Source organism: Microbulbifer maximicatervae (SeqCode) (assembly GCF_052467505.1).
This window is the reverse complement of sequence record NZ_CP174313.1, coordinates 626,258-646,438: the sequence shown is the minus strand read 5'-3', so window position 1 is coordinate 646,438 and position 20,181 is coordinate 626,258. Positions and strand designations below refer to the sequence as shown.

The 20,181-nt window shown below is 42.7% G+C and carries 19 protein-coding genes; 8 read left to right on the top strand and 11 right to left on the bottom strand.

Translation table 11 applies throughout. The annotated features are described in order from the left end of the window. Positions 1-154: 154 nt before the first annotated feature. The 5 genes from ACJJIN_RS02915 to ACJJIN_RS02895 all read right to left on the bottom strand — a co-directional run bounded on the left by ACJJIN_RS02915 (position 155) and on the right by ACJJIN_RS02895 (position 4,765). Complete coding sequence (locus ACJJIN_RS02915; RefSeq protein WP_444896804.1) at positions 155-1,030, bottom strand: right-handed parallel beta-helix repeat-containing protein; 876 nt, start codon at positions 1,028-1,030, stop codon at positions 155-157. A 527-nt stretch (positions 1,031-1,557) separates the two neighbouring features. Next, positions 1,558-2,013 carry a cupin domain-containing protein gene (locus ACJJIN_RS02910; protein ID WP_444896803.1) on the bottom strand — a complete coding sequence of 152 codons (456 nt, stop codon included), beginning with the start codon at positions 2,011-2,013 and terminating at the stop codon, positions 1,558-1,560. A gap of 170 nt (positions 2,014-2,183) precedes the next feature. Beyond that, positions 2,184-2,990, bottom strand: coding sequence for a right-handed parallel beta-helix repeat-containing protein (locus ACJJIN_RS02905; RefSeq protein ID WP_444896802.1), 807 nt, complete (start codon positions 2,988-2,990; stop codon positions 2,184-2,186). A 314-nt stretch (positions 2,991-3,304) separates the two neighbouring features. Continuing rightward, entirely contained in the window at positions 3,305-4,078 is a 774-nt protein-coding gene (locus ACJJIN_RS02900; RefSeq protein WP_444896801.1) for a class I SAM-dependent methyltransferase, read from the bottom strand. A 258-nt stretch (positions 4,079-4,336) separates the two neighbouring features. After that, positions 4,337-4,765 carry a winged helix-turn-helix transcriptional regulator gene (locus ACJJIN_RS02895; RefSeq protein WP_444896800.1) on the bottom strand — a complete coding sequence of 143 codons (429 nt, stop codon included), beginning with the start codon at positions 4,763-4,765 and terminating at the stop codon, positions 4,337-4,339. Between the two features lie 104 nt (positions 4,766-4,869). On the opposite strand from ACJJIN_RS02895, the gene ACJJIN_RS02890 reads away from it, so the two are divergent. Then, positions 4,870-5,793, top strand: coding sequence for an alpha/beta fold hydrolase (locus tag ACJJIN_RS02890; RefSeq protein ID WP_444896799.1), 924 nt, complete (start codon positions 4,870-4,872; stop codon positions 5,791-5,793). Between the two features lie 138 nt (positions 5,794-5,931). Here ACJJIN_RS02890 and ACJJIN_RS02885 read toward each other — a convergent pair whose 3' ends face one another. The 5 genes from ACJJIN_RS02885 to ACJJIN_RS02865 form a co-directional block, all read right to left on the bottom strand. Further along, positions 5,932-6,855 carry a DMT family transporter gene (locus ACJJIN_RS02885; RefSeq protein WP_444896798.1) on the bottom strand — a complete coding sequence of 308 codons (924 nt, stop codon included), beginning with the start codon at positions 6,853-6,855 and terminating at the stop codon, positions 5,932-5,934. 145 nt (positions 6,856-7,000) lie between these two features. Beyond that, positions 7,001-7,924 carry a haloalkane dehalogenase gene (locus ACJJIN_RS02880; RefSeq protein ID WP_444896797.1) on the bottom strand — a complete coding sequence of 308 codons (924 nt, stop codon included), beginning with the start codon at positions 7,922-7,924 and terminating at the stop codon, positions 7,001-7,003. A gap of 506 nt (positions 7,925-8,430) precedes the next feature. Continuing rightward, positions 8,431-9,045 carry a CHAP domain-containing protein gene (locus ACJJIN_RS02875; RefSeq protein WP_444896796.1) on the bottom strand — a complete coding sequence of 205 codons (615 nt, stop codon included), beginning with the start codon at positions 9,043-9,045 and terminating at the stop codon, positions 8,431-8,433. 451 nt (positions 9,046-9,496) lie between these two features. After that, positions 9,497-10,588, bottom strand: a complete 1,092-nt coding sequence (locus ACJJIN_RS02870) for a type I restriction endonuclease (protein ID WP_444896795.1) — start codon at positions 10,586-10,588, stop codon at positions 9,497-9,499. A gap of 609 nt (positions 10,589-11,197) precedes the next feature. After that, positions 11,198-13,480 (bottom strand): TonB-dependent receptor, encoded by a 2,283-nt coding sequence (locus ACJJIN_RS02865; protein ID WP_444896794.1) that lies wholly within the window; start codon positions 13,478-13,480, stop codon positions 11,198-11,200. 386 nt (positions 13,481-13,866) lie between these two features. Here ACJJIN_RS02865 and ACJJIN_RS02860 point away from each other — a divergent pair, with 386 nt between their 5' ends. The 7 genes from ACJJIN_RS02860 to ACJJIN_RS02830 all read left to right on the top strand — a co-directional run bounded on the left by ACJJIN_RS02860 (position 13,867) and on the right by ACJJIN_RS02830 (position 19,076). Beyond that, on the top strand, positions 13,867-14,223 hold the full coding sequence (locus ACJJIN_RS02860) for a hypothetical protein (RefSeq protein WP_444896793.1): 357 nt from the start codon (positions 13,867-13,869) through the stop codon (positions 14,221-14,223). A gap of 306 nt (positions 14,224-14,529) precedes the next feature. Further along, positions 14,530-14,952, top strand: coding sequence for a hypothetical protein (locus ACJJIN_RS02855; RefSeq protein WP_444896792.1), 423 nt, complete (start codon positions 14,530-14,532; stop codon positions 14,950-14,952). 182 nt (positions 14,953-15,134) lie between these two features. Then, positions 15,135-15,479, top strand: coding sequence for an ArsR/SmtB family transcription factor (locus tag ACJJIN_RS02850; RefSeq protein WP_413665278.1), 345 nt, complete (start codon positions 15,135-15,137; stop codon positions 15,477-15,479). 284 nt (positions 15,480-15,763) lie between these two features. Continuing rightward, positions 15,764-17,197: a hypothetical protein gene (locus ACJJIN_RS02845; protein ID WP_444896791.1), complete on the top strand. Its 1,434-nt coding sequence runs from the start codon at positions 15,764-15,766 to the stop codon at positions 17,195-17,197. A gap of 133 nt (positions 17,198-17,330) precedes the next feature. Beyond that, entirely contained in the window at positions 17,331-18,413 is a 1,083-nt protein-coding gene (locus ACJJIN_RS02840; RefSeq protein ID WP_413665276.1) for a permease, read from the top strand. A gap of 27 nt (positions 18,414-18,440) precedes the next feature. Next, positions 18,441-18,605: an NAD(P)-binding domain-containing protein gene (locus ACJJIN_RS02835; protein ID WP_413665275.1), complete on the top strand. Its 165-nt coding sequence runs from the start codon at positions 18,441-18,443 to the stop codon at positions 18,603-18,605. Positions 18,606-18,644: 39 nt separating this feature from the next. Continuing rightward, on the top strand, positions 18,645-19,076 hold the full coding sequence (locus ACJJIN_RS02830) for a phytanoyl-CoA dioxygenase family protein (protein WP_444896790.1): 432 nt from the start codon (positions 18,645-18,647) through the stop codon (positions 19,074-19,076). 8 nt (positions 19,077-19,084) lie between these two features. Here the strand turns inward: ACJJIN_RS02830 and ACJJIN_RS02825 are convergent, their stop codons facing one another. After that, the gene (locus ACJJIN_RS02825) at positions 19,085-20,161 is read right to left on the bottom strand and encodes an FAD-dependent oxidoreductase (protein ID WP_444896789.1); all 1,077 of its coding nucleotides are present in this window, start codon (positions 20,159-20,161) and stop codon (positions 19,085-19,087) included. Between the last annotated feature and the right edge of the window lie 20 nt (positions 20,162-20,181).

Below are 20,181 nucleotides of genomic sequence, written 5' to 3'. Positions count from 1 at the left end.
TAAATGAGCTAATCACGTCTATATCACACCGGATAATCCCGGTGTGATATTTTAGTAATCGGCCAAGGCTTATATTAATATCCGCGCACCCTTTCACCAAACATCAGTCAAAAGAATAAGATTTCGCTAGCCTTCTAGGGAATAATTTTACGGCTCATTGATCAATACAGGCGCCTTCTATATTATCAGCCGTATTGCCAAACCAGGTATTAAGGCAAGGTAAGGGATTAGTATCCTCAAGATCGGTAGAATTGTTATCAGTTGCCATATTGCCAACAATTACATTTCCGAATTGGCTATCCGTATCAAAAAAAAAGCAGATGGGAATGGCGAACTTAGCCAACGATATACCTACCGAAGTGCCGGGAATAGGGTTTATAAAACCAGTGAGTTCAACCGTATTTTGAGCAATGAAATTACCATTGCTACAAATTTCCATACCATAGCTATTAAATCCAGCTATCCTATTAGATATCATGGTTGAATTATCTGCCCCAAGATCAAGAAAGATACCAGTATCCGCAAATCCATCTGAACTAACAATCTCGTTATCTATCACCGTTGAGTTACTGCCTCTAATAAACACACCAATACCACCAAATGGTACATTAATTAACGAACCAGACAACGTATTGTTGTCCGAATCGAAGAAAACCCCATCTCCTGTAACATCACTTAACGTTATACCCGTAATTGTGTGGCCACCGGAACCTGTTGCAATGACTCCTGTACTACATTCATCCAATGTACCTCCAGAGGCGCCGCCAGATAATACAGCTCCTGTACCTTCAAGAATGACACCTGTTCCCCCCACACAATCAAACGTAAATCCATTCAAATTCAGGCTTCCTGTAGGGCCAGTTATTTCTACACCGGCATCACAAGAAAAGTTCCCAGTTAACACCTCTGGAGTTGTAATAGTACCGCCACACACTATGTCTGCATTTACACTTCCAGAGATTACTAACGCACTACCGAAAAATAGATAAGAATATAGTTTAGACTGCGTTCCTTCCTGCCAAATATTCATAATGAAGTCCTAAAATAATATTGTACCCCCCTAATAAAACTGTTTAGCTATTGATTACTACTCACCACCACAGCTAATTGCCACTTAAACCCGAGCTACCGGTCAGCCCAGCAACTGTTAACCCAATCAAATTACAATTGAGATCCTTACTTATTACTTCTGTACTCGCAATGGTATCAGCGTACACATCATCGGCATTTACATTATCCGAAAGAGCTGAAGTAGACCCAATAACAATTTTTAGTCATAACCATTATGCCCAGGCAATAAAAATCCTTGAAATCAGAAAAAAGAAAAAAGAAAAAAGAATATTGGGATACATTTTGAGCCCAAAGAGTGAAATATCCATAGGAAAATATTCTCAATAGCTCTGGCAAGTAAAAGGTAATGGCATAGAGAATCTTGGGCAAGTAAAATAATCAAAACTCGTGCATAGACGTGAAGTGAAAAGCTTAAAATAGACTCCATAAAATTTACGCCAAAATATCCATCAATAGTAAAGCGTAACTACAGCTTAAACTTTAGGCTTAACGAATGAAGCGACTCAAACAACTATCTATCTCACACAGTTGTTTTGCTACAGGATCATCAACCTTGATTAAATTGAAATCCGAAAATTCAAACCCCGGGCCTACCGAACATCCGACCAAAACAGAACTCCCAATTGGCTCAGCAGCCTGCCAAGCACCAGCAGGAACAACATGACAAAATGTATTATTCTCTGCGGAAATCTCAGTCCTTTGCAAACAGCTATCCCCCTCAGTCCAAATATAGAGATATAAGCCTTCCCCCCTATATAAATTCCAAACCTCATCAGATTCGACCCGGTGAAACCTAGATACTTCATCTTTCTGTAAGGAGAAGTAAATATGCGTCAATGCGCTTCGCTTCTGCCCATCCTCCCTTGTTACTTTTGAGCTCGACTTAAACACCTGAAGAAATTTTCCGCCTTCAGGATGATCAATTAAGCTATCAGGCTTCATGGATTAATCAGCACCTTGTAATCAGAGTTAGAAACATGTCTGATACTACATTACCACATAATGTATCAATGAAATTTAATCCTTATAGAACAACAAGCAAAATAGTTGAGCGGATACGAATTGAACACAGGCTCACCCAGTTTACTTTAAGGTGAATCTTGCAAAAAGCCTTAATTTAAACAACTGGGATTAGCAGTAGTAAAAGTGTTTCCACGCCAGACATTAATATTACTACATGCATTTGCATTTAGATCCTCCAAGTCAAAATCAGTATTTCCCTTGGATGTGTTGTTGAGAATAAAGTTAAAAAACTGATTAGCTGCTTCCATATAGATACCCACTGAACCATTCATCTCAGAGGTGTTCTGGCTATAATTCCCAAAGCTGGAATCAGCAATATAGATCCCATATCGATTATTATCATATATATAATTTTGGGCTAAACTTGGGGCATCACCATCCAACTGAATCCCATCTAGTAAGTTACTTTCGATAATATTTGAGATCAAGGTATTTCTTAGCCCCGTAACTAATATACCAGTATTACCATTACCATTAGCACTTGAATTAGTAATTAGATTGAAGTCGCTCGATACCGCCAACCCTACAAAGTCATTATTGTTAGCAGAAATATTGGTTACATTATGAAATCCATCACCAGCCAATCTAACGCCCGTCTGGCAGAATGATATAGTACCTGCGCCCTCCAAATACCCCACAAGACCGACAACATCTATGCCTATTGCAGAATTATTGTCACAAGTAATGGTATGACCATTCATATCCAGGCCACCAGTTGGGCCAACAATGGTTATCGCGATATTATCTGTACATACCAAATCATCATCCAAAACTTCTCGGGTGTTAATGGTATCACCACAATCAACCGCCGATGCAAGCCCGGATATTAGCAAGCAAAAAGCACCTGCAAATATAGATAAAGTACACTTCATACCTTTTAATTGCCCTAGAGCCATCTTACTACCCTCTACAAAATCAGTTAATAATGACCTACTCCTGAACAGAGTGTGATCCAGCTTGCTAAAAGGGCTATAAGAAATTTCTCTTAAAGAAATGGCAACTAAGTACGGAATCTAAACATCTGTGAATGGTAAATAGTGGCTATCTACGCCAATTAGACAAAACGCAAGAAAGCAGTGTTGGATATGAAGCCAGTGGGCCTTTACATGGGAAGTTTAAGGGGGCGGCACTCATTACCCTCCTTTTCCCTCCCCTAAAAAAAATCTGCGCAAATCTACCGCCAGCCTGATTACTATTATTGCTCTTTGTCTCAAGTAACTTTGACACCTTTAATAGTATAAATTAGCGGAATCTCATGTCCTTTAAAAGACAGGTAGTATTTCCCCTTCTCACGCTCCTCCATGCCATCAAAACAGTTGTAAGGGCTATACGGGTATTCTTTTAGTTGGGTGATTTGAATACCATATTTTAATAATGCACTCACAACATCGCTAATCGGATGTGACCAGGTGGCTAGGGTAGACTTGTCACCCCGATCATTCTCTGTATAGGTACCCTGCTCTTCAATATCTGGGTCGGCTCGATGAAAGTATGTGTAACCAGAGAAAATATCATAAAATGGATGAAATTCCGCGATGTAGAAAGTCCCCCCCGGCTTTAAGCATTGAGCAACAACTGATGCCCACCGCTCGATATCCGGCAACCAACAGAGTGCGCCGTATGAAGTAAAGACGACATCAAATTCTTTATTGTTTGACTCTCCAAAACTGTAGATATCGTTGCAGATAAACTCTCCATGTAAACCTGAACGATCAGAAAGAACCTGTGCTTCAGCAATGGCTATAGAAGAAATATCAACTCCCGTCACCTTCGCCCCCAATCGAGCCCAAGATAAGGTATCCAATCCAAAGTGACACTGTAAGTGAAGTAAACTTTTTCCAGACACACTACCTATATCTGAAAGCTCAACTTCATTTAAAGTAGATTTTCCGCTTAGAAATCCATCAACATTATAAAATTCAGACTTCACATGAATACGGGTGCGGCTATCCCAGGAGTGTCGGTTAATTTCAAAAAAATCCATAACTCACCTTCTAGTCACTTATATTTAATTATTAAGGGTAAGAAATTTAAATCTACTTGTAATCCCTATTCCGTTATATCTTGAGTTCAAGAAAACTAAAATCGCCAATCATTCTAACTATATATTTACAGCAATGCTCCAACCACAAAACGCCCTATTGAACTAAATTGCAAGTACAGATCATGATTTACTACAAAGCAGGCTGATAATTTTTGAGAGAAGCCCTAAATGGGGAAAATAGAAGGTAGAATCCTTAATCTACGATTGATTATCCTCATCATATCTTAGGCGCGCTTTACGAATCTCGGGATGATGTTCATCTGCCCAAGAGACTAACTTCCACACAGCTGCAGATAACCCCCTTCCCAGGTCAGTTAATTCATACTCCACTTTAACTGGAACCTGCGCAAAGACAGTACGGAGTACAAAACCATCGCGCTCTAAGTCGCGTAGGGTTTGCGTTAACATTCGCTGTGAAATCCCTTCAATGCGCGACTTCAGGGAGTTGAAGCGATCTGGACCATCAACAAGGGCAAACAATATCAGGATGGACCACTTGTCACCAATTTGAGCTACCACATTGCGAACGGGACATTCATCATCATTCACAAACACGCGCCTCTCACTATTTTTATTCTGCGTCCCCACCCTTCCACTCCATAGGTTATCAAAAAGTAACTTAACCACTTAATAGTGCCTTATTGGCAACCAACTCTCAAGTGAGTAACCTAGTATAAATAAGTAACTTAACCCGAAATCACCTATAGACCCATATAAATATATACCCTGTTATGACCCAAGCTCTCTTAGACAAGGCCCTGACCGAATACGCCTCCAATAGACCCTCAACCGCTGACGATACATTTACACCGCAGTTTGTCTCTGTAGGGAAATTTAACATTCGCTTTCTACGCAAGGAAAAACCTCAGGCTCCCAGCCTACTACTGCTGAATGGTCTACCCCAAAGTATTCGCATGTGGGAGTCATCCATTGAAGCATTTAGTGAAAAGTTTGATGTGCTAGCCTTTGATATCCCAGGATTTGGCTTATCAAAAGCGGAGGAAGGAGATATGTCTCCAAGCAGCCTGAGCGAAGCCCTTATTCAAATAATGAACCATTTTGGCATCAAGCAGGCCCACTTGGTAGGGCCGGATGTGGGTGTGCCTATTGCTTTAGCGGCCGTTATTAACCACCCTCAACGATTCTTGAGTCTCAATATCTTTGACGGCCCAGGCACCTTCCCTCCAAAACTCTCTCCTATTCTTATGGCCGTTGTCAGATCCCGAATGGTTCGCTGGATAGCAAAAGGCTTAAACAAGAAGTCAGTAATGAAAACCAACTTCCTGACTGCCGTCAAAGACGGCTATCACAACTACAAGCCCAGTAAACGAGCTATCCAGGAGTACTATGACATAGCCTTTGATAGTGACAGTCACAAGTGCGCCATCAGTTTCTTTGGAAGCTATTCGAAAGAGCTTCCATGGATTGAGAGAAAACTAAATGGTATTAAAGTTCCGACATTGATCACTTGGGGTAAGAGAGATCCATTTGTTTTAGTAGATAATGCGACTGCCTTATCCAAGCATATCCCCAATAGCAAGCTAGTTATATTTGACAACGCATCTCACTTCTCATCGGAAGATGCTGGACAAGAGTATGTTGACTTGATAATCAATTGGGTAGATGGCGGCTTTCTTGAGCATCGTGACACTTGAGTTTTTTAAATCTTCAAGTACCAGATACCTAATCACTAATTGAATTGAATTGAAAGTGGCGCTACCTAATCTCGCCACTGTTAAATCAGGGGGGCACTCTACAACCATCATTAGAGCGCCCTTTATCAAATTGGTTTTTTAACTCATTAACTTTGACTCTGATTCAGCATCATCCTTCCCCTTTTTGGCCTTAATCTGTGAAACACCAATCAATGCGCGGCCTAGGTCTGAAGCATAAAATCCTGCAGCCAATATTACTAAGGCGCCAAATAATGTAATTCCATCAGGCAGATCTCCGAAAATTACAAAGCCAATAACAATAGCCCAAAATAGTAAAGCATAACTAAAAGGCTGCAAAATCGAAGCTGGAGTAAGTGCCAGTGCCCTAATCAGCAAATAGTGGCCCATTGCACCTAAGAGTCCATTCAAAATCAACAATTGCCATCCTGATACTGTCGGCTTTACCCAATAAAATGGTGCTAAGCTTCCAAAAATAATAAGACCAATGGTCGCGGTATAGAAAACGGTTGTATCGGCACTATCAAAGTGTGAAACACGGCGTGAAAGCACTTGATATACGGCCCATAGGATAGCTCCTAAGATGGGAATCAAGGTTTGCCAACCCATCATTCCCATTCCAGGCCTAATGATAATAAGGGCACCTATAAATCCAGCCGTAACACTGACCCAGCTCCTTGTGTCTATTCTCTCATCTAAAAACCATCCAGCCATTAATATTGCAAATAATGGGGCTGTCGCAGCTATAGCATGCACATCAGCCAAAGACATCATACTAAAAGCAAAAATAAATACTGACACCTCAAGAGCGAGAACAATAGAGCGAGCTATTTGAGTGCCAAATATTTCACTTCGCACTATATCCGAGCTCCCTTTGAGTGTTGCCAAGCTTATAACGATGAAGAAAAATATTGCGAAACGAATCGCCATTATTTGAACGATAGAATAGTTCTGGATGAGTAGCTTACCTGTCGCATCCATACCAGCCAAACAGAGCATTGCCAAAATAGTCAGAATAATTCCACGACTGCCTTTAAACTTCACTTTAAACTCTCTAATAAAGACTACAGATTCTATAAACAGCGCCGCTGATTATAAATTAGTTATGAAATATAAGAACAGCCTGAATGCCTTGGACTACCTGTGAACAGAATGCCGGAATATAACTTATCCCGGCACTAGTACGCCTTTAATTTTCAGTTACTGTAGAGGAAAGCTTGAAGTGGCTGAGAGCCTTTTCAGCAATTTCTTTACCATATTCCTGCACAAAGTGGCCCGCCTCCGCTATTTTGAGAGGCTCGGGGCAGTTTTTGATGGTTCCCCTCAGCAACTCCATCACTTTCTCACCAAGTACAAAGTCCCTCATTCCAATCGCCATAAAGCTCTCACCACCCCAGCTCCTAGACCAGAATTCTCGAGCCCTTACCCCTAGCTCTGCTCCCTCCATATCAGGATCAACCGGTACAATTGACGGGAATCGACGAACGCCAGCCTTATAGCGGTTGTCTGGAAAAGGCGCATCATAGGCTACTATATCGAATAAATTGACCTCAGATTGAGCATCATTGGCAATGAGCCCTCCCACAGGGATTTCAGGCACATTGACAGAGAAGTTCCGCCAGTGGTAGAACCCCTCTGATGCACCATCCCCTGCTGCGATAGCCGTATTCATTACCAGTAATCGGGTAAATCTATCCGGCATATCCATTGGAAGTGTCAATCCGAGAAGTCCACCCCAATCCTGACAAACCAGCGTAATATTCTTAAGGTCCAAATCCTCAATCAAACGCATCAGGCTGTTACGATGGAAGTTAAAGGTGTACACATCTTCACTGACGGGCTTATCTGAGCGACCAAACCCAAACAAATCTGGAGCAATTACCCGGTGTCCTGCCTCAACAAAAACTGGGATCATTTTTCGATATAAGTAACCCCAACTGGGCTCCCCATGGAGACAAAGAAAGGTAGCATCCGCATCCTGCTCCCCCTCATCGATATATGCCATACGCATAGAATCGTAGCCTTCCAGGCTATCAATATAGTTGGGAGTATACGGAAAACCCGGTAGTAGGGAAAAGCGCTCCTCAGGAGTTCTCAATCGTTCAATAGACATCGGCAACCCTCTTTTAGTTGAAAGTTAAGTTAGCGCCTTGCCACTGAAAAGCTAGATCAGTGGGAATCCAGAGATTCCCCATTGTGGCGCTTCTATCGGTGCTTCATATCTGAAAAGATAACTGTAGAAAAACACCTATTATCCTACTAGATAATAAGGATAAATATGCTCCTAAAACATGGCACGATCTCTAATTTTTACATTTAGAAACCTTATTAGGCGCCAGATCACTTAAATTACCCAATAATGCCAATCTGGCAAGTCTGAAACCATTGGGCTAAGTACAACTGACCCTATCAAAGCCGATTAATCAAACTTCTTACCATTAAAAACATGTTAGATGTATTGAGATACCCATCTGGATGTAAGCTGTCTACCAGCAATACATCTCAATTATCAGTGAACTGGAATTGGAGCCTAGGGAAAATTAGGCTACAAAAATCACCGGGAGGCATATATCACTAGAAGAACAATATCTTTCATGACTATGAATCATGGACAACACCTCAATACACTTTACCAAAGCCCGCCAAGATCCAGCCCCTTTTCACTGGAGAATCCATCTCTACCTCCCTGGCGAACAGGGTTTTGGGTGCTGACTCCATGATTTTATATCCCCCATCATCAACATAAGTGACTAAAGCAACATGGGCAATATATCCTTTTTCAGTCTTTCTATAAAAAGCCAGATCCCCCAACTTCGGCTTATAAGATGCTGGCTTCAAAGATTGAATAGACTGGAAATAGGAATATAGATTTCTTGCACGGCGATGGAAAAATGGGTTCTCTGGGTTATTACCATTTCGAGCATCATAAAAATTTGGATTTTTTACAAAACTATCTCTCAATAAGACCTGAAATGAATATCCAGCCATTCCGTAAGCGATATTAGGTACATCACTACAGACAATAAATCCAAGTTTCCCTCCTATATTATTATACATCCCCATCAGTGGATCATAAGGCGTAAACCAAAGAGAATATGCATTATCGACAACCAGATTAACATTTGGAAGGCCATGATGATTGGTAAAACTTCTCTCCCCCTTATAGGTAGAAAAATAGACGAGCAGTGGTATTGCCAAAACAATAACAACAAGAAAGCCAATAATTTTTTTCATATTACCCAAAACATACCAACTCAAAACCACCAATATAAATAAAATAATACTACATCTAATTAAAGGCGAAAAAAAGAGTATAGATAACAAATCCCCGCACCACTTTTACGCCACTTTCAGCATAAAAGTCAGCATCCAGATAGCAAGGGGAATAAAGAGGGCTTTCCATAAAGCAGTAGAAGCTGCTTTCCTTAGACAAGGACACCCTTACAGACATTAACGTTGAAATCTTATATTTGACATACTCTTAGATTTTGTCTTTTTGATATTAACATTATAGTTAGTATTTATATTTCTATGAGACACCCCTCTATTAAGGGTTTCATTTAAATGAACGTTAAGAAAAACTAATTTGAACAATACTCAAAAGGTGCAATCTATAAATTTTATACTGACTGCACCTTTTACTCACCATCAAGAAGTAAGTTCTAAAGAAGGTCTATCTTACTGTTCACTCCTCATAAAGTGCCACGGTTTCCAATAACTGCTCATTGAAAGAAAAAATTTCGTCAAGTGATGAGATGGGATGCCTTGTTTCCTTCTTTTCTGCATCGAAAATACCGATGTACTTTTGCTTTGCATTAAAGTGAAGCCGACAAAGAGGCTTTCTATTATTATCATCAAGAAGAACACCAAAGTAACTCTGTGTATCTCTAGGGGCTACTCGATTAACATCTACTTTTTGCCGAAAAATAGCTTTAACAATATTAAAACCATCTATCTCTTCTTCTGTAGTTTGGATTTTAGACTCAGTCTCCTGACCGCTTTCTCCCCCCTCTTTAGCATCTCCTATAGCTTCATCCTTACTATTGACATTTGAACTTCTATCCTGATCTATAGCGGACTTTAAACGCTCATTAATGCTATCGTTCAAGAACTGCTTTAAGGCTTTACTTGTAATTTCACTAAATTGAGATTTAACTTTAGCTGTTAAAACTCCATCATAAACTCTCGATGCGAAGAATTTAACAAAATCTTCCTCTGGCGATTCAAATTGGAGTTCTAGCACTCTCTTGATTTGGCTAAGATATTTAAGCTCACCTGCAGCATCAACAACTGACTCAACATCAAAGGAGGACTTCGTTAACTTCTTCACCTCGGGGACTAAGTGCTCATCAATATCAGTCAAATCAAGAGTCAAAAAAGGCTTGTCATCCATTTTATTTGGAGCATCCAGGTCTGTATAAAATTCATAGATGCCCCCATTTGTAAGAATTGCAAGCCTGGCATTCGTCACAGAAAAATATCGGAAAAGTTGACTCGCATGCTTTGAAGTCAACTTTTCACCATATTTTTTACACTCAATTAATATTTGAACTTCACCGTCTTTTATTAGTGCATAATCTACTTTTTCACCTTTTTTAGTTCCTGTGTCTGCAGTAAACTCAGGTATTACTTCATTCGGATCAAAAACATCATACCCGAGCACAGAGTGAAGAAACGGCATCACTAAAGCATTCTTTGTAGCCTCTTCGGTTACAAGCCCAGATCCAACCTGCTCAATTTTTTTAGATAAACCTTGAAGTCTCTCAATAAAATCCATCACTATTATCCCTTCGATTTCATTACTTTATTACAAAATTAACCAGCCAAATATTTCTTGAGAAAGAATATGAATCAGACACACATTATCAATTGCTCTTGAAGCAAAACTAAATAAAATCTTGATATACCAACTGATTCACCCTCTGCAATGCAGAAAATTCTCAAACAAGTAAAGCCCCACTTACCTAAAGGTTAGCAAGTTAAGCAATTTTAATATTTAATGCACATAGTATCCCTGTCAGTACAACTCAAGCAACTTGAATTCCACTTATAGGCCACCCATAAATCAAATATTTTTTATTATTGAGCAGGCCTTTTGTTTTGCGACTTAATTTGAGCATTTGAAATCAAGATTAGAAAAGTCTATAACTTATTGATTTAATTAGGTTTAATACTTTTCACATGAGAGCATGTAGAGTGTCAAGAACTACCAATTACTTTATTGCGAGGCCAAACGGAGTAGATCTTGAGCTCAGTCAAAAATGCCCAAAGCTCTGTTCTGATTATGGTTTCGGAGGTAATTTACAACTAGATTTTAAGCAATAAAAAAGCCGCACACTGGAGAAGTGTGCGGCAAAGCTTGGAAGCCTATGGGAGAGGCATGAGGTTAAAAATCGTACGCGAAACTGAGCTTGATATTGCGCGGCAAGATGTAGCGGACATTAGACGCTAGCGGATCGCGGGGATCACCTTCAGTGATACCATCTTCATCAGTTAAGTTGTCCACAGCCAACTGGACAGTAATATCATTGATATAGGCCACCGCACCCAGATCAACTTTTGTATAGGCTGGCAAAGTTACTTCATTGTTGCTTCCATTAAAGCGATCACCTACCCGACTGATATCGGTATACACAGCCATATCAATGTTATTCAGTGTGAAATCATAATTCTGGCTCAGGCGCACCTGGTATTCAGGCTGACGCATAACCTGGTTGCCTTCATATTCACCACTCGTAATTTCTGGCTTTTGCAGGGTAGTATTTAACCCAAAGGTGAAATCTCCCCAGTGAACTTTACCGTCCAATTCGAGACCAAGCGCCTCAGTCTCTAAACGAGTACAGGTACTGCTGCCAATGATACAGTCAGGCATGCCCTGGGTTTCGTTGTAGAACAGAGTCGCAAAGAGGGAATAATCTTGCTCCTGCAATTTATAACCCAGTTCGTATTGGTCAATGTCGATTACAAGGTCAGACCCAGCAATGAAGCTATCACCGAACTCGCGATAGTTGTCAAAGTCTGCGAACTTAAAGCCGGAGTTTATGCGGAAGAAAGTGCCCATATTTTCGGCAAAGGCCCAGTCCACTGCGGCAGTATAAGCAGTGCCATCTTCGTCCGCTTTATAAGTGGTAAAATTGCCGTCTCGCTCACCATGATCCACGGAGTAATTGGTTTTGCGGTTTGCGGAACGCACGCCCAGATCGAAGGTAAAGTCCCCTAAGTAGAACTCACCGGCGACATAAAGCGCGTTTTCACGGGCATCACCCACGGCATCCACATCATATTTCCAATCACAAGTGGAAATATCTACAGATGTGTTACAAGCGAGATCACCAGTTAGCTCAGAGCCATCAGCAGTTCCTGTGATCAGCTCCCCACCTTGACCCAGTACGTAGTATTTCTGGTTACCCAGGGACCACCATTCATCAACTTCCCAGCTTGAGGTGTAATAACCGGCTGTTACTTTAAAGTTATCCCACTCTTTTGCCAGGCTAATGTCATTTGTCGTAGCCTCGATATCTTTGCGTACTACCCAGGCACCAAACTGCTGTACCACAGTATCGCCACTAAGTTCGTTTCCAGAGGCGGTTACTACTGCTTGATCAGTAAGAGAATTCAGCGATACAGGCGCACCATTAGGAACAAAACCCAAAGTATCAGCGTTACCTGCTGTAAGTCCAAAGCGTTCGGTGAGACTCCAACCATCCCCCAGGTCTAGCTCCAGATAAGCACCGGCTACATTGCCATTCCAGCCGCGCCCTTCGCCCATATCGAAAGTTTCCCAGGTAGTTTCTGAGCCGCCATTACCGTCAGCCTGAGTAATGGGTACAGAAACCTTGCGATTACTGGGGCCTACCTGGGTGTAATCTGTTTCCAGAAATGCAGCATTGGGCAAATACCAGGTACCAGTATCTTTTGTATCCCGGATGTAAAAACCCGCTTTGCCGTTATCCATCTCTTTGGTGATGTGCAGGGTAAATTGATGCCCTTCTTCCGCATCAAAACCCGCATCACGAATGCCAGGGGAGGAAGATACGTAGCCTCCAACCATGTAGTACACATCATCCGAAACCTTACCGGTCATCACGGCATCGGTCCGCTGCAGATCATAGTCAGATAAAGTGTACTTAAATCGCCCCTCAGTCTCTTCAGTACCTTCTTTTAAGATAAAGTTGGTAGTCAGACCTGGCTGGCCATTGGAGAAAACCGGATTGGGTCCACCGCGCAGAGCTTCCACTCGCTGAATAGTTTCATCGACACGAAATAGAGAAGAGTTTTCTAAAAATGAGAGTGTTGGCGCTGGATACAGAGGCAATCCGTTCATGGATACCGTGACAAAGGGTGCATCACTACCGCCAGGGAAACCGCGAACATCGATATTTGCCCCAGAAACACCGCCAGAGCTCTCAACCCACAGGCCTGGAACGGACTTCAACAGGTCTGCAGTACTTGAAGGAGAGGCTTTGCTAATCTCATCATCACTTAAAGTTGTGATAGAAAAGCTGGCATCCAGCTTACGCATGCCTGCACCGCCAGGGGTGCCTGTTGTGATGACTTCCTCCATCACCATATCGTTTTCAGGGCTAATTTCTTGGGCTGCGGCATAGCCGCAAAGACCAACGGAGAGCGCGGCCATGGATACGGCCTGCGCCAATGGTTTCTTGCTCATCAACTCTTCCCTCTCGTCGTCATTCTTATCTGTTCTGATACTTCGGTGCTATTTTTATAAAGCTTTATGCAATCGATTGCGTAAAGAGTTGCTAAACGCTACTTGATGCACCGTGCTTTAACTATAATGCGCAAATGCAATCGATTGCAAATTGAATTGATGGCTAGATTTGAGTGACTAGTCATCCGTAAGGCCATCGCAGATCAAGATTTGAGGGGTAGGGGCAGATTTTCTGCCATTGATAGAAGATCATATTTGGAAACTACACCCGGATGTTCTTAGATTTAGTATGTAGGGCTGTCCAAATGTGGCGCCAAATTATTGATTCTAGAAGCATTCGGCGACGAGTGGTTCCATGCAAGTGCCAAGCGGCCGGGAGAGTTATCGTGGAAAAAGGCAAGTGCCAACAGGCGGAGCATCATTCACATACACATAATAGCCACTGTGGCCACACAGCCATTCGCCACGGGGACCATATCTGCTACCTCCATGACGGCCACCTACACCATCCCCACAAAGACCACTACGACGAGCACGTCTTGGAAGTAAGCATCCAAAACCCGGAGGGTTGCCACCCTGTTACAGGGGGCTACGACAGCTCCCATGTCCACGGCAAAAACTGTGGCCATGAGCAGGTTCCCCACGGAGATCATGTTGACTACCTGGTTAACGGGCGACTTCACCATGTTCATGGTGATCACTGTGATGACCATGGGCCGGTCGAATTGGCTCAACATCAGTAAGCCTGCTAGCCAAAACTTGGCGAGGCCAAGATTTATAGCAATCCAAAGTTATCTGGGCGCCGATCACATAAGCTGAGATTTTATTTCTACTGACGGCGCCCTTTCATGTTCAGATCTCGTTTTAGCTGCTCTCTATGCCTATGCCGTTAATCCAACTGCTTCGAATTTGAGACTCAGATCAACTCATTAACACTAAAGACTTTTGCATTAAAAACTCCTGAAATAAAAATATCTGGGCAACCTAAATGAAAGCCCCACCGAAGAGAAAGAAAAGTACATTGGCCAACCTGTTTTCTAGCGCTGAAGATGAAAAGAGTTGCCAAGCAATTCCTTTTTGGTGAGATCATTCAAGAAGCGGCCATCCTTTTGTTCAACGCAAGGGGAATTATTAAAGAAGATCTCTTTGGTGATCTGGAGGTAAAAGACCTGGAAGTGAAAGCCGGTAAATGCCTTATTTTCTCACCCCTAAATATGCACACATCCTATGCAAACACATCAAAAGATAAATCTCGATTTTCGTTTGCCGGGAGGTATACAGCTAATTACATAAAAGTTGTTCCTTATGGCAAAGACAACATTTCAACCATGGTGGGCTTGCTGGAATTCACATTGCCCAAAGTAGGTAATTTTCAGGTGTTTGGCAAAGATTCTTACGGCTACAATAAAATTCTGGATGATAATGAGTCTACTTCAGAATCGGTGTTACCCCTTCTACTATGGGGCAATTAGCAGTAAAAGCGTTATTTCGGTAAGTTTGGTAATATAGTTTAAAGAAATATAAGTAATGTAGCTTCCTCTCAATATCCTAAGAAACTAGTGGCAGCACTAGCTTGAGCAGCCCCCCACACGACACTTTATCTTTAGCACTAAACTGTATATATTTCGACGAATATAGAACTTATGACCAAATCATGATGGAAATCGAAGAAGTAGCCAAATCGCTTAAAGAGCTGGGACACCCAACCCGCTTGTTGATCTACAAAAAAGTAGTCAAAGCTGGCCTACCGGGTATTCCTGTAGGCAACATCCAGGAGCAGTTAGATATCCCCGGGTCAACCCTTTCCCACCATATTTCCAGTCTGATTTCGGCGGGATTGATCTTCCAGCGTCGTGAGAGCCGAACCCTGTTCTGCGTAGCCGAATATCAGCACTTAACTGAGGTTATTCAGTTTTTACAAGATGAATGCTGTCACGATGATTTCAATACACCGATAAAGTGTCCTGATATCAAGTGTGCGGTACCGGATCAGCACTGAACAATGTCGCTCCTGCTTTGGGCGACCTCTATCGATGACGTCCGAACTTTCCTCTCTTCACCCCGATAGGTACATGTAGGCCCTAAATTCTGCATTAGGTACCGCTAGAATGACCATTCACAGCAATAGCCAGCTTTAGTTGGCTCCCTTCCCTTGATACCTTTCTTAGATACCTCGGAAATAACTCGAACACACACCTTTACTTAACACCTATATTTCCATTATTCTAGAAATATCATATCATTTGAGTTGTGTACCCCAGCATACAAAGGCCAGAGGAAACCATGAAAAAGAGCCATCCAAACGCCATTCAGGCAGCCAATGAAGCGGTAGAGTGGGGGCTTGCCCATGGCTTGGCTTTCAAATCTAGTCGTGGCTCAGCGAGCCATGTTCCTTTTAGCCTTACCCCAAGTACTATCGCTCTGGAACGGTTTGAGACGTTAAAGAAAGCAGTACCCCTATTGGGAAAGCTGATCCATCAAGTCTCAGAAGATCACCAATTTCTTCACGAAGCTATCAGTCCTGTTGCACATGGAGACCCGTTTTTCGGTGCCTTACTCGCCATGCATGGTCAAATAAAAAATGCGCCCCGCCTCCCCCTCCTGATTATGAGAAGTGACTTTATGGACGATGTGAGCCAAGGACCAAAGCTCATTGAGTTCAATGGAATCGCAGCAGGAATGGGGCCCTTTGGGCAGCGTAATTACGAGTTGCACCAATTCATCCGCTCGCAAAGTCCTGAGACCTATTCCAATTGGTCCAATACTTCGAACGGCCAACCTATAGAGAACCCAGCAATTGAGCGACTCTCCCAAGGCCTTGCCGATGCGACAAGAGCCATCAAAAGCGAGTTTGGAGATGGTGGCAACCCAACATTTCTAATGGTGATACAGGAGCATGAAGACAATGTCTTCGACCAACACCTTCTTGAATATGCCTTAGCTGAAAAAGGCATACGTACGGTACGAAAGACCTTTCGCGAACTCAAAGCGGGCCTGGTAACAGGCCCCAACAATAGGCTCCTGCTGCAAGGAATAGGCCCTGTAGATTGCGTGTATTTACGAGCCGGCTACAACTACTGTGATTATGTCGCCAAAGACCTGGATAGCGAGCGCTGCTGTGAAACACTGATGCAATCGCGAATTTTGCTTGAGAGCCATCGGATCGCAATTAATGCAACCGTAAGCCAACAACTGGCTACCAGCAAGCGTGTACAAATGATCCTTTCGTCCATGTCAGTAGAAACGCTAACCGGATTCAATGTATCCCAGGATGAAGCGGTTCTAATCAAGTCATTACTTGGCGAGATGCAACCAATTTCATCAGAGACGATAGGATGGTTCAGTCAGCAGAACGCCTCTAAGTGGGTGCTCAAAAATCAGGGAGAAGGCGGCGGGCACTGTGTCTTTGGCCAGGATATCAAGCTGAAACTCAAACAGCTCTCAGTAGACGAATACCCTGCCTGGGCACTAATGCCACGCTTGAGCCCGCCCCCTAGAAACAACCCCGCCCTGGTAGTCAGAGACTCTGAATTATATTTAGTAGGCGATTTAATCAGTGAAATAGGTATGTTTACGATTCATTTCAATGGTCAACCAGCTACTTCAGAGCAAGGTTTTGCCGGCTACTTAGTTCGGAGTAAATCCTCTCAGGAAATGGAGGGTGGCGTGCATAGCGGCAAGGGCGTTTTAGATTCACTGATATCCAATGTCGCCTGACAACATCACAAGCAATCCGTAAAAGGGATCTCTTGGCACCATAAATCACACTTCAAAGCTAATGAAAACACACTGACAAAATTCATTATTTCTATATTTCTAGTACTACCAATTTAATTAAGGAGCTAAAACAATGCCCCCAGAGTTCGTATCCATGCTAGAAGAAGCTCTCTCTATGTTTGCTTTTCTTGCAGTTGAGCTGACAGTATTATTTTTAGCTATCAGCTACCTCGTTGGTGTATTGCAGCAGTACATTACACCGGAAAAAATCCAAGCGACCCTAAGCTCACGCAATGGCCGAGGCTACGTAATAGCCGCATTACTTGGCTCCATTACACCTTTCTGTTCATGCTCTACTATTCCATTTTTGAAGGGTCTACTTCGCGCCCGCGCTGGTTTCGGACCAATGATGGTGTTCCTATTCTCCAGCCCTCTACTTAATCCGATTGTTATTGGCTTGTTGATCTTTACATTTGGTCTCAACGTAGCGATTTTTTATTTCACTCTAGCGATGACTGTGTCAATTTCTGCGGGATTTGCACTGGAAAAATTTGGATTCGAGCGTTTTGTCCGCGATGGTGTCTACCGAGACACAAATAGTAAAAATCCCCCTTCACCCAGTGAGAACAAAGGGATAGCCAATAATTTGGCATTTAATAATGGAGTCTTGGCTACAACTGGCGCAACCAATACAGCAACAATATCTTCTCTATCATCAGCTGCAAAAACTGGAGAAACTACATCCTGCTGTATCAATACTCCGGCAAATAGCTGTGATTCTGAGGGGGGAGTAGAAACCCAGAAACTAAATCGCTGGGTCATTATTTGGAATTCCACCTGGATAGATTTTAAAAAAACACTCCCCTATTTACTGCTCGGTATTTCTCTGGGATCATTCATTTACGGATTTGTTCCTACTGATTTGATCGTAACCTACGCAGGAGAAAACAAGTGGTACGCGATTCCAATTGCAGCTGTAATCGGTATTCCACTCTATATACGTGCCTCTGCTGTTATCCCTCTGAGTGCTGGTTTGGTGCAAAAGGGCATGGCTCTCGGATCGGTAATGGCACTAATTATCGGCAGTGCTGGCGCCAGCCTGACAGAAGTTATCCTATTAAGGTCCATCTTTAAAACCCAGATGATCGCAGCATTTTTAGTGGTTGTTTTAGGTATGGCTATCACAGCGGGTTACCTGTACACCCTTCTGTTTTAATTCCAGGTATTTTGGAGGTAGAGACTTATGAACAAGATACACGACGCGATTATCATTGGCGCAGGGCCTATTGGAATTGCTGCCGCTGTACAGCTCTTGTCGAGAAAATTGAAGCCCTTGGTTTTAGAGAAAGGCATATCGGCCGGCAGCGCCATGCTGGATTGGGGCCATGTTCGGGTTTTTACACTCTGACCCTATATCATTGATAAAGCAGTTGCTAACCTCCTTGATATGAATGGCTGGGTATATCCAAATAGGGAATACTTACCTACAGGCCGTGAAATAGTGGACGAGTATTTAGGTCCATCAGCCAAAACTTTGGAGCTAATTAATAAAAGTACTCTTATTTTATTTAGCTCCATAAAATTAATTGGAGATGATTTCCTTAATCAATTTATGGTGATAGATTTAGAGATGAAAGCTGGGGAGTGTTTGATCTTTTCTTCATTGAACTTACATGCTTCCCATTCCAATACCAGCGATAATAGTAGAAGGTTCTCCTTTGTAGGAAGATGCACTGCCAACCACATAAAGGTAGCCCCCTACGGAAAAGATTTATATTCAACCTATGAGGGACTTGTCGAATATGATACCCCTAAAATCGACACTTTTCAGGTTTTCGGCAATGATACCTACGGTTACAACGAAATCCTTAAAGAATAAACGTTCATTTAAAGCTTTGTCAGGTTTTGGGTATATGCTTGTCGTACCACCGGAAAAGATACGGCGAGCTTTGCCAACATCCGCACCAATATTTTATTTAGCAAGGAATTTGAGCTTATAATCCGCCTAACAATTTCTGTCTTTCGAATCGTCGCCGCGCCTATTTTACGCCTTTCATCGGAATAACTATCTACTGTGCCGTTTATAATCGCATCAACTGCAGCTATCGCATCGGCAATACCCAGATTCATACCCTTGCCACCTACGGGAGAATGGCAGTGAGCGGCGTCTCCGACTAAAAGTACGCGCTGGGAGCGATAACTCTTCGCCTGCCGAATTGAAATTTGAAAACTACCGGAGCGATGGATATTCTTAATTTTTAGCGGCACATCTAGTGCTCCCAACGCATCTGGCTGGGTAGCAACTACTCTTAAACGCTGTTTACCCATAGGTAAAGTAATTGTAAATTGATTGCCGGGCCGCTGAATATCCACGCTAACTAAATCGGGATCACACTCTCCTTCTATATCTACATCAGCGACTCCCCAAGGTTCCGGCAAATCTGTACCAGAAAATGGAATACTCAGCTTCTCACGAATTGTTGAATGAACGCCGTCAGCAGCAATTAACCAGTCAAAGCATTCGACACTACCGTCAGACAGGGTGACTTCCACTCTGTGCTCACTAGAGTCCACCTCAGTAGCGGCAATACCGTATTCAACTACGACACCCTGTGTGAGCAGAGCATCCTTCAAGATCTCCTCAGTGCGATTTTGTGGTAACCCAAAGCCCACATACTCTTTATATGCATCGCCTCGGTTATCCAAAAATAACAGCGGCCTACCCGCTTGAAGATATTGAACTTTACAGAGTCGCATCGCCTCAGAGACCAAATTATCTGAAACACCAACCTTGAGAAGGCGCCTGATGGTGCAGGGAAAAATACCGACTGCCCGAGAGAGTTCACTGGGTTTGCTACGGCGTTCAACTATTCGGCATTTGATTCCATAGAAAGACAAAGCACAAGCTGCCGCCAACCCCGTTGGACCCGCACCAACCACTAACACCCGGTCTATATGGCTCACTGGTACCATTGCACCCTGTC